Source organism: Vibrio sp. V38_P2S17PM301, from assembly GCF_009904845.1.
GTDB classification, from domain to species: domain Bacteria; phylum Pseudomonadota; class Gammaproteobacteria; order Enterobacterales; family Vibrionaceae; genus Vibrio; species Vibrio proteolyticus.
Map to the genome: position 1 here is coordinate 20,454 of NZ_WXWO01000068.1, position 11,480 is coordinate 31,933.

General features: G+C 41.4%; 10 protein-coding genes. 2 read left to right on the forward strand and 8 right to left on the reverse strand.

Annotated elements, in window-relative coordinates; translation table 11 throughout:
- Nucleotides 1-13: 13 nt before the first annotated feature.
- The gene (locus CAG64_RS15055; RefSeq protein ID WP_161488943.1) at nucleotides 14-2,176 is read right to left on the reverse strand and encodes a hypothetical protein; all 2,163 of its coding nucleotides are present in this window, start codon (nucleotides 2,174-2,176) and stop codon (nucleotides 14-16) included.
- 367 nt (nucleotides 2,177-2,543) lie between these two features.
- On the opposite strand from CAG64_RS15055, the gene CAG64_RS15060 reads away from it, so the two are divergent.
- Complete coding sequence (locus tag CAG64_RS15060; RefSeq protein ID WP_047101829.1) at nucleotides 2,544-2,768, forward strand: ParD-like family protein; 225 nt, start codon at nucleotides 2,544-2,546, stop codon at nucleotides 2,766-2,768.
- Entirely contained in the window at nucleotides 2,761-3,546 is a 786-nt protein-coding gene (gene map / locus CAG64_RS15065) for a type I methionyl aminopeptidase (protein ID WP_161488664.1), read from the forward strand. The genes CAG64_RS15060 and map overlap by 8 nt, the downstream gene beginning before the upstream one ends.
- Before the next feature lie 440 nt (nucleotides 3,547-3,986).
- Here the strand turns inward: map and CAG64_RS15070 are convergent, their stop codons facing one another.
- From CAG64_RS15070 to CAG64_RS15100, 7 genes are all read right to left on the reverse strand, one after another.
- Nucleotides 3,987-4,907 (reverse strand): hypothetical protein, encoded by a 921-nt coding sequence (locus CAG64_RS15070; protein ID WP_161488665.1) that lies wholly within the window; start codon nucleotides 4,905-4,907, stop codon nucleotides 3,987-3,989.
- 12 nt (nucleotides 4,908-4,919) lie between these two features.
- On the reverse strand, nucleotides 4,920-5,660 hold the full coding sequence (locus CAG64_RS15075) for a hypothetical protein (RefSeq protein ID WP_161488666.1): 741 nt from the start codon (nucleotides 5,658-5,660) through the stop codon (nucleotides 4,920-4,922).
- Nucleotides 5,661-5,740: 80 nt separating this feature from the next.
- Complete coding sequence (locus CAG64_RS15080; RefSeq protein WP_202600998.1) at nucleotides 5,741-6,871, reverse strand: hypothetical protein; 1,131 nt, start codon at nucleotides 6,869-6,871, stop codon at nucleotides 5,741-5,743.
- A gap of 248 nt (nucleotides 6,872-7,119) precedes the next feature.
- Complete coding sequence (locus CAG64_RS15085) at nucleotides 7,120-7,818, reverse strand: hypothetical protein (protein ID WP_161488667.1); 699 nt, start codon at nucleotides 7,816-7,818, stop codon at nucleotides 7,120-7,122.
- A gap of 344 nt (nucleotides 7,819-8,162) precedes the next feature.
- The gene (locus CAG64_RS15090; protein ID WP_161488668.1) at nucleotides 8,163-9,611 is read right to left on the reverse strand and encodes an ATP-binding protein; all 1,449 of its coding nucleotides are present in this window, start codon (nucleotides 9,609-9,611) and stop codon (nucleotides 8,163-8,165) included.
- A 399-nt stretch (nucleotides 9,612-10,010) separates the two neighbouring features.
- A complete protein-coding gene (locus CAG64_RS15095; RefSeq protein WP_161488669.1) occupies nucleotides 10,011-10,556 on the reverse strand; it encodes a hypothetical protein in 546 nt (181 codons plus the stop codon).
- Between the two features lie 89 nt (nucleotides 10,557-10,645).
- A complete protein-coding gene (locus CAG64_RS15100; RefSeq protein WP_161488670.1) occupies nucleotides 10,646-11,329 on the reverse strand; it encodes a DNA/RNA non-specific endonuclease in 684 nt (227 codons plus the stop codon).
- Nucleotides 11,330-11,480 lie beyond the last annotated feature (151 nt).

Genomic DNA, 11,480 nt, shown 5'->3' on the forward strand with positions numbered 1-11,480 from the left:
GGCATATGTCCTCTTATTTCAGACTACTCACCTCGTTATATAGTTCGACAAGATGAATTAGCGATAGATCTAAAATTGGTTCATACATAAATGAATTCAAATGGATATTAGAGCAAACCGTTACACTGACTTTTTTTAACGTAGAAAGATGTGGTGACTCTGGAAATTGAGGTTCATAATCTTTACTCAGCAGTTTCCCATATGCAAATTGGGAACTCCAGTATTCATCACCCTTAACAGTTCTTAGTTCTTCTGTTATGAACTTCTCTGCTTTAACTCGTATGGCTATCGATAAAAGCACTTTGTCTTGAAGATTTACACCTTCATGATTAGTTTGCTTAGCGATATTGTCAGCAGTATCGAAAAGTATTTCGAGCATACTAATATCGCTATTCTTTGGTTTGTGTTCGGTTGAAAACAACTGATTGTATACTTCGAAATATTGCCCAACCGTTATTTCGGCTGTTCCTTGCTTCCAGTGCAATAACTTAGTTAAGAGTCTATAGCCATCATCATCGGTCCCTTTAGTAAATTCGATTAGGTTACGAGAAAATGGTACACAAGAATAAAGGATTGAATTGCTACTGGTGATTTTTCCTTTCCATAGCCCGACAAAGATGTTTCGTACACCTTCCGATTTAACAAGTTCTAAGCAGTTTTCAGATTTATTGACCATTAAGCATCGTTTATCGCTAACAAAAGATTGCAATAGAGAACGGTAGAAGTCGAAGTTGTGAGTCAAAATGAGTTGATGAAAAAACTCTGTTTTCGTTAGGTCATCGAGGTACTGCAAAATCGCATGTTTGTTCTTATAGTCGAAAGAGTCTGCCACATCATCAATTATGAAGATTGTTTCGAGAGACTCCCTTTTTCTATATTCGACATCAAATATAAAGCTAAGTAAATAAAGAGCGCGTCGTTCACCTTGACTAAGAGACGAAATCTCATGACGTTGGCATTCTAAGCGATCTTCCTTGTCTGTAAAAATGAATTTTAATACGGCTTTTGACTTGCCTAGTATTGCGTCTGCCTGATTGAACAAGCCCAATTTGAAAGGCATATCTACAAAGCGAGAGTTAAAAAGCTCTATTGCATCTAACCACTGAGGTGCTTCTTTCGCAGCTTCTTCCTCTAGCATTTGAATTTGTTCTTTGTTTGACTCCCAACATGATAAAAACAGCTCTACTTCAGGGCAGTTTTGTATATACATTCGCCAAAGCTCTTGTTTAAACCAATCGCGTTTACCCGGATTTAAGTTCGTGATTAGGGTTTCCGCCTCGCTAGAGCTAGATGATTCAAGTAATGTTTGGATTGCTAACGATTGTGCGTTTTTGGCTAATTTGGTCTTTAGTGTGCTCAGTTTGTTGTCAGAATCGATTTCAACATTTATTTTCTTGATCTTGTCTTTGAAATCATCAAGGCCAATATCTTCTGTATCTCCATTAATTTTTATAGTGTGTCCAGCATCGAAAAATGCGTTTTTTTCCAATGCATCACAACTAGCGTCAGCCTGATTAGGGTTAAAAACGCCCTTCAGGTACAAGCCACCACTAGATTTGAAGACATCATCATAGCGTTCAAGAAATTCTCTCGCCTTTAAAACGAATTCTGGACTATCAAGGACTTCAACTGCCTTTGGGTGAAACACGTCACTATAGAAAACTCTATCCGATGAAAATGTAGCTTTAATAGCTATCGCTTTATTAAGTGAATCTATGAATGACTTAGCTGGAAAATCTTTTCGGATAGTCGATTCAACATCCGCTTTTTTTACCTTCGAAAGTTTTTGAAGTTTCGAAAGCATTTTAGATTTTGCGTCTTCTAAGTCTTTGACTAGGGAGTCATATTTCTCCTTACTATCCCTATTGATTAGTAGATTTGTAACAGATTCATCGTCAGAATCTAGGTGTATATTTGAGTTAAGAACATAGATCGATTTAGGGTCTATAGGGGCGTCTTTAAATTGAATATCGGCAGTGGAGGGACGTTGAAACCTTTCTTCTTGTGGCTGTTTGTTTTGTCTTATCGCATCAAAAGTTTTTGTAAATGAGGTTTTCATTAAGCCGTTAGGGGCATATATAGCGAAAGCTTTGCTGCCTCCTCCGGAAAACTTAAAGTCGTACTCTAATTCAGGAATGCCATAACAGTTTTTTAACTTTACATTTAACTCAGCCATTTAGTTTCCTTAATAATCGTTAAATCAATACCATATTGAATGGAACAATATGATATGCAACATAGTTATTAAAGGATGATTTATCAAGTTTGCTAAGTAGACCTATTAGTTACGGGGGATTTTACGCCGTAATAATACATCGCGGTGATTCACCGCAAACAACATTGTAAAGTTGGATAACTTTTGATAGGGCAAACGGTCATTAACAGGATATGAATGAGTTCGAAATCTAGCCAATAATGGGGCAAAAGTGAGTCAATGGATACATATCAACTTCATCATGAGATCCTATAATCTCCGACAGATTTGACACTACAATCTCTAAAAAATACAATGCGTATATGTTTCGCATATCAACCGTATATCTATGGGTATTGTTAAAATTTCAGAAGAACTGCATGAAGAACTTCGTAAAGCAAGTTCGGTCATGTCACGTTCGATAAACTCACAAGCAGAGTTTTGGATCAAAATGGGCATGTTGGCTGAGCTACATCCTCAACTTTCATTCAATCAAATCATGGCGAATCTGATGCAATCCGCGAATGTTTCCGCTACAAACATCTCAACAACTGAAGAACATTGTGATGCATAGTCAAGTAATGATTAAGTCTGAAGAAGATATTTCGTTAATGCGAGAATCCGGCAAGTTACTTGCGCAAGTTTTTAAGATGCTCGACGAATACGTCCAACCTGGCATCTCTACGATGGATATTAATAATAAAGTTGAACAGTATATTGTAAATGAACTCAATGCTCGACCTGCAAGTAAAGGACAATACGATTATCAATATGTACTAAATTCATCGATTAATGAAGTTGTGTGCCACGGAGTTCCTAAAGAGACTGAGATTTTAAAAAGTGGCGATATTATCAACCTAGACATTACTCTAGAAAAGAATGGATTTATTGCCGATTCAAGTAAAATGTATGTAATGCCTTCAGCATCACCGCTTGCTATTCAACTGGTAAAAACAACCTATAACGCTATGTGGGAAGGTATTAATCAAGTAAAACCTGGGGTAAAACTTGGTGACATTGGTCATGCGATACAGCGACATGCAGAATCCCATGGATACAGTATCGTAAGGGAATATTGTGGACATGGAATAGGTCGTGAAATGCATGAAGAACCACAGGTACTTCATTACGGTCAGCCAAATAGTGGACTCACATTAAAAGAGGGCATGATTTTTACTATCGAACCAATGGTGAATCAAGGTACTGCTAAGATAAAAACCAAAAAAGATGGTTGGACGGTGGTCACTAGAGACAAAAAACTCTCAGCTCAATCTGAACATACAGTACTTGTCACTAGTACAGGATATGAGGTTCTCACGTTAAGAGAAGAAGAAAAGCTGCAAACGATGTGATGATTGACAGAGAAGCTTTCGACAAAACAGGCGCAATTCATAAGAAATATTAATTCAACCTAGGCGCACTACAACAAACTATAACTATGCCGCAAAATCGTTTTGGGGCAAAAACGAGTTATCTGTTACGAAAGCAAGGGTTTACATGTTGGAGGGGTGGACACGCTGATCATCTGGCATGCTAGGCAGATTACGAGATTCCTGATAGTAAACCGTAGAGCAAGCAATATTGAGACGCCCGCGCTGTTGTTTTATCGGTGGTTGGTTTATTCAGCGAGAATTTGCTCGATCTCACGACCGAGCACTTTAACCAAAAAAATCGTTTCCATGATCGACTGATCGTTATTGTCGTGGAAATTGTCATGTCGGAAAACTGAGGGCCACTGATATCGTTAGTCGAAGAGCCATATAACGTGGGGATGTCACATTTCACGTAGTAACTAATACTGGGGTAAAAACCGTTGCCACTGCGTCAGTGTAAACGGGTATTCCCCTGTGACATCCACGGTAGAATACCAACTTTGTTTAGCCCCGGTGTTGATCCCCTGATAGTTAAATATCAGTTTAGAAACCAACCTATCACCGCTCCAATTGGTGACGACTTCGACATTCACCAGTTGATAGCCATTCGGGTTGGGCCCGCTTGGATTAGGGTTGTAGCAAAGATTATATGATTCACTAAACACCTTCTTATTGTTGTACAACGTATAGTTTAGCGCCCTATCTTCATTGCGAATGCCATTGTTGCTATTGAGCGAACGGATCTCTTCCACCAGCTCTTTCATATTGTTGTTCTGCGACTCCAAGTGCTGTTTGTTCACCGCCGTAGAGTCGCAGGGAATCAGGTTGCTCACAAGTACTCTACCGTCTTGCATCATTTGTCCAACTAGGATTACTGGCTGAGTGTCTAAACCTAGTGATGCAATAAACTGACGCAGGCTGTCATCTGAATCGGTAATTAACGTATAAACCTCGTTATTGTCGACATTACTCAACAACCAGTTCATTTCCCTTGCCACATATTCATTTTCGGGCTGGCTGAGGCCTTTAAACAAGAGTGTGTTAAGGTCGTGGTCCTGGTTTAGCTTCGCCAGCGCAACATCATCATCCACACCTTGAATGCTCGACACATCAACGCCAGTCAGAACACAGGCATAATAAAACTCTTTTTCCACACTGAGGTTGGGAAAGTGAGCGTTAACATGGCCTACGACATAGATGTATTCTTGAGTTTCAGTATATGTATTACCTGCATCTGAACTGATGTCGGCACTTATTGAATCACTTAACGTTTCCAATGCACGTTGGGCGACGTTCAGTTGAGGTTGTCGAGCTTGAGCCTTTTGCTTATCTATCATCATATCCCTACCTCATTAGGCTGCTTTGGGTACAAAATTTCTTAGTGGGAAATCAACAAATGGGTATTCATCTGTCACATCAATGCCGCAAGAATAAAAGGTTTCCAAATTTTGATTTTTATAGGTGAGAATCACCTCTACCAGAGACCGGCCCAGATCTTTTGAATACGTTTGATAGTTGATTTCAATGAGCAGCCCGGCAATATCCATTTTGCCTGAGATCAATGAGTCAAAGTTGTACACCACATAGTTTAAAGCTCGGCGTGACGCTGTTAAGCCATCGTTCGCTTTGATTACAATGGGCGATTTTTGCCCTACTGGCTGTGTTATCACATGGTTACAAAGCACATTCGGCAATAGGAGATCATTTTGTTGCGCAGCTGTATGCGCCTCCTGCAAAGACCCGATAAGAGCAACGGTTTTGTCATATTTTTGCTGGTTTAGTGCTTCAATAATCGCGTCTAATTCATTCTCGTATTTAGGCACAATCATATAGGTGTCGATATCATTTATGGTGAACACCCAGCTCGCTTTTTCCGCTATGTAAGCATATGGCTTGAACATCAGACTTTCGTTGCTGCTGGTTCCTTCGCTGTAACTAAAAACACCATAGTAGTCGTCATCGGCTAGCCCTAGTGTATTCGCAGCAGCATCAAACTCCTTTTGCAAATCTCGTGTTGCCAAATACGGTCTAATAATGCCCAATGCATAGACATACCGCTCATTGGTTGCGGCTTCAAATGAATTTACGCCCATGAAATTCTCCTTGTGATCGGTTTACTTTGTGAAAGTAATGTTTACTCAGTCGTAAAGCTTATTTTTCCTACTTGGCTCGTTTAGCTATCCATTAAAGTGAGGGGCATAAACTCTTGAAGTGGCGCGTTAACAAAAGGAAACTGATGAGTCACATCCACGCTGCAATGAAAATAGACTTCGGGCTTAAGACCAGTGTCCTTTCGCTTGTTTTTGTATGTGAACACCAAATCAACAATCACATGTGGTGAGGCCAAGTCGGTATAGCTGGTATGTACCTCATCCAAAAAATACCCAGTGTCGTTGCTTACTGTCTCTTTATGAAGAAAATCTGTGGTGATATACAGCTCTGGATAACGGTACGCCAAAAAGTTCTTAGCGCGACTAAAATCACTTCGACCATCGTTTGGCTGATATTCAAGGCCTTTTAACACATCCTGAATAACGGCCGTCGCGACACCCGTTTTATCCTTCAGCAACTGATGAAGACTGTCTAATGTTTGGCTAAACAAATGATTGCACACTACCTTGGTCAGCCCCGCGTTCACTCCATGATCTAAGGCCTGGTCTTCAGCGATGATCCCAACAGCCGTCGATAAAACCGATAACAAACTGTTTTCAGGTGGCTTCAAGGCCTCAATGAAGCTGACCAACTCAGCCTTTGCGCGAGGCTGAAGTATGTAGGTGTCTCTGTCATGAATGGTCAATACCCATCGAATTTGCTCAGCGATATAAAAATACGGCCGATGCTTGGTGTCATCGGTGTAACTCAACACTGTGTAGTAGTCGTATTCACTCACACCCAGGGTTTGTGCCGCGTTGTAAAACGCCTGTTGTAAGCCCTGGTTTGGAAACTCCGGCTTTAGCACACCTACCGCATATATATAATTGTTGCCAACCTCGTCATGTTGTAACTGCGTGAGCTGTGCACTATCACCATCTTCACCCTTTGTATTTTCAAGAGTCCCCTCTACCGATCCAATCGCACGTTGAATGGGTCGATTGGGTTGTGTTACTGACGATCCCGGCAAAAATTCGTGGTTTTGCTGAGCTAAAGGCTCATTTGGGGAGACCGTTGGGTTCATGGACATATTCATCGTTGATTCCACTTCCCTAACTTCATCCCCTCCATTCATATCTTCAGTTTGCCCAGAGTGTGCGTGACCAATTGTTGGTTCAGCATGACTTTGATCATTTATTTGTGACATCCCCATCCCCCCTCTTAGCAACGCCTCATTCAACGTGGAGCATTGCGTATATATCGCAAAAAAGTTAATGAAGATAAGTTACACAATCAGAAACAGTATGAATTGGATAAAGTTACGTTCTGTCTGGTAAGAGGCTGGGGAAACTTGGTAGAAACTGGAAGTCTAATTAGCTCAAAAGTACAAAGATTAAAAGCAGGCCCTGTGTGAGCGGAACAATACGTGGGCCTGCTTGCTGTAATGGCGTGTGATACAAACTATTGAGGCTTGATCCAACGGATCTTACAAGCACTGCTATTATCACCAATAGCGAAAGTTGGGATACCACGTCCCGCTTGTGTTTTAGGGCCGCACTGAACATTGTCAAGAACAATGGCGCCGTTTTGTACGGTGCCATTACCTTGAGGGCATTCGCAAGATTGTCCGCCAACATAACCTACCGAGTAACCAGCATTGGTGAGTTCGCCGATAAAATCGGTGTCATTAACACACTCCAGGAGGTTATCATTATTAAACCAAATGGTGACATCGATAGGTAAACCCAGCCCTTTAAGCCGATTGCGCACACTCAATGCATCGATATTGTGCTTGGCAGATTGTGCTTCCCCTTTCGTGTGTGGTTTTGGAAACATCATCAATGGCATCATAGCCAAATCGCAGCCGTTTGGATCGAGCATAGTGGCAAGCTCTTGAACGCTGAATGATGATAAATCGTCGTCTGCGCGATCAAAGTTTATCTCACGTAAACAGAAGTCGTATTCATGCGAGCTAAATTTATTGGCTTCCAAATACCCTTCTGTCACCACACGATCTGCCAGGAAACCTTTTGCATTAGCAGAAGCATTTTCCGTTTTTAGTTTCGTACTAGCGCTCGATGTTGCATTGGCTTGTAATACAGCGAAAACTGCGTTCGAAATATCTTCTGTTGTAATATCGTCTAAAATAACTTTTGACATAGCTTTACCTCACCTCTGTCGTTGTATTCCCGAAACAATACGGGTCGAAAGCAAGCTGTATTCCTAGACTTGCTCAATAAACTATATGCAGCAGAGGATTTACCAACTTGGCAGTTATTCGCACTTGATTGGTACTTTCTGTGTTGTGATAGGTAAAACTCGTGACAGCGTATTATGTTCCTCTCTTTCAATACGTTAACCTTGGTTTTGTACGATCATGAGCTGCTTTCCCGCCCAAGGAAAAAGCGGAAGGTTTATTCCGTACAAAAAAGCTTGAGCAGATGACCACTCAAGCTAATACGTTAAACATGAATTTTTGCATCGATATTAAGTTACCCTATCAACTACCAGCGATGCCGATTGCCCGTGCCGTTTTCCTTTGCGATCCCCTCATGAATGTCAGCGAGTGTAATAACATTTCTCGACTCAGAAATTGCCTTTAGGGAAACATAACGAATCACATTCATAATAGAGGCCCCGGAAAGCACATAGTCGAGCGCGACTTTGTTTAGATCAACGTCGTGAGCTAACTCGGCTTTGACCGAAAAGCCGTTTTGCCACATCGCCAATCTCTGTTGAGGCTCTGGCCTTGGAAATTCCACTATCGTCTCAAAGCGGCGAAAAAAAGCATCATCCACGTTATCTTTGTAATTAGATGCCAATATCACTAGCCCAGCAAAACACTCGATACGTTGTAATAAATAAGAGACATTCTGATTGGCAAACTGGTCATTCGCACTACCGGTTTGAGTGCGTTTACCAAATACGGCATCCGCTTCATCAAAAAACAGCACCCAGTCGTTTTGCTCAGCAAGGGCAAACACTCTGGCCAGATTCTTTTCGGTTTCGCCAATATATTTAGAGTGAATTTGAGATAAATCCACTTGATACACATCTTTACCCAATCGCCGCCCCAGTGCCCCTGCCGTCATGGTTTTACCCGTACCAGAAGGGCCATAGAAAAGCGCACGATATCCGGGTCGAACGTGCTGATCCATCTCCCATTCGTTTACCAGAGTATCACCATGCTCAGCCCATGCGTAAATATCATCAAGATGTTTGAGTACGGAGCCGGGCAATACCAGTGATTCAATGTGGTGTTTTGATTCCACCAACCGGGCAGGAAAGCCCGCGCATTTCGCGGCTTTGCATGACCGGCCTATCGTCAGCAATGAATTGTGATTGGCGTTAAATATCAGCGGCAATTTTAATGGATTGCTTAGAGGGTGCTCTGGTTGATCTAGTTCAGCGGCAATCGCGCGCTGCCCTTGGCTTAATGAGCTCAACTCACCCGACAGCGCATGGCTCAACCAGCCCTGTATTTTTAAGCGTGCAGTAATGCACTCCCCCCCTAACAAGAAAGCCAGGGTTTCACCATTAGCCACCATCGCGCCGTTAAACTCTGTTCCACCAAATTCGGTATAGGGCCGCTCGATGTTGTCGTTGCGCATCATGAGCACATCAAGCACTTGCGGTTTCACTGTTGGCATCAATGCCAGTGCTAATAACACTTGGTCATCAAAATCAAGCTTATTGCTGACTACAAAATTCGCCAATGTGCCAGTTTGATTCGCCACAGTTGGAGGGGGAATATCTCGCACGCAAGAGTAAGAACACTCTTGACCGAAATAGAGCTGTAATCGGGTTTGAATTATGGCTTCGCACCAATGAGCGTAGGCCGTAAGTAAGGAAGCATTGTCCTTGTTATGGAGAGATTCAGTTTGGGAGCAACTGTTCAGCGCTTTATCGGGCTGATGTTCTTTTTTGTATGCGACAACATTATCGTTAATCATAAAAAGCTCTCTGGCGACGGCATAGTAAGCCCCACTATGATTCAATCTAAAGCTTCTTTCTTGGTAAATCACAGCATGTGATCAGCAAAATAGATGGAGATCTTTCCACCTTCTTCGGTGTTCGTAACTATTTGGGTATTGGCATCATAACCACAAAGAAATGAGCGCCGTACACAGCACGAAATACAATGATAATAGGGTATGGCTTCTAGGCTAATTTGTTGGTTACGTGCGGTTGTCAACGGTTATCCGGGTAGTGATACTCTGGTTCTCCTTCACACGATTAGCCTAGAAAAGCTCGCTTTCGTATTCTATTTTTTCCTCCTTTTAAAGGGTAACACACGGCTTTCTCTTTTTAGTTGCCGTTTGTCTTTCTCCGGTCCTTAGCCACTTATAAAGTCAGACGTTTATCTGCCCCTCTTCTTGTACACGCAAAATGGTGTAATAATTTTCTTTAATGAAATTTTGGACATTTATTGGCAGGTCGCTAAATTTATATTTTACTTGCTTTTTGCCTTGTTTTTTCTTCCCTGGTCCAACTGCGTCCTGTATATCTTGGCCTTCGCCCTTAAAGTAGTAATGGGTTCGTCCTTCTGTATCACAAGTTATATGTTTTACGTCACTATAATTTATGTGATACTTCTTATTGTTCATTTCGAAAGCCGGATACCCGCCTTCGACGACTACGTCTGTTCCCGCTATCATTTCCCTCTGAGCTACGCTAGCTGAAACGCCCCTCATATTAGTTCTTGCACCATACCTTAACTGCACGATGTTTTTCGATTTGAAGTAATTATGAGGTTTTTCACCAAATGTCTTTCGTGTGTCAACCACCCTTCTGTCAGTAGACTGACTGAATGATTTTTTAACATTTTTCTTCTGAGCAACTGAATTAGCAGCAATCCTACTTTCATTTCCTTTCGACTTCTCTATTTGTGTATACATATTTCAATCCTTTTAAATTAGTCTTTCCCTTATCTAAGGGATTCCTTTCATTGCCTATCTTCCTTTGGATATCTGTCTCATTATTTTTATTAAATATATGTTCCTTTTAGATGTGCTCCTTCATTTTTCACTTCGATCCCTTTCGGTTGCAGGTGTTGACTTATTTCTTGCCAGTTCCCTTGCAGGTTCTTTGCATACAGTGTTATTTGTCCCCATATCTTTCCTGGCATTTTATTTAAGTATTGCTGAAGTTTTATTTTCTCCGAGTAGTCCAAATGCGCCGCACCTACATCGGCAACAGTTGGTGTACTAGAATAATCTGCTTGCACCCAGTACTTTATACCGTACCCTTGTTGAAGGTATTTCTTGGCAAGGCTCTCCAAGCTCGCTGACATTTGGCTATTTGTTGATCTCGTGAGAGGTGTTAAGTTTTGCCTAGTATTACCAGGCCCACCTAATTTTTCATTTAATAAATGTCCTTGCACGAAGTTTTCTCTAACAAAATCTTCAGCAGTCCTAGCAGGGCCTTGAGGCCACCAGTTTGGTAATACTGATACGGGACTTCCCCCGTTAGTATCACCAACTACGATGAGTCCTGTTTTTACTTCGGTACCACTATCATTTTTTACCCCACCCAGCCTATACGGATATAATTGACTTATATCTACTTCCCTTCTCTGGCGGTGCCTATTACCATATTTTTTCTTCGTAGAAACTGAGTTCGACCCCGTTGTTATTTTCTTACCTTTAACTTTATCTACATATTCATACATTTTAACACCTATTATTAACTTATTTTCTGTTGAACCTTTAGCAACGTAAAAAGCAAGACCATGATGTGTGTTTTTAGTCAGTTCACATTCCAAACCATGGAATGAAATTGTGCATACCTAATACAATGTTCTATTCGAATTATTTCTATAG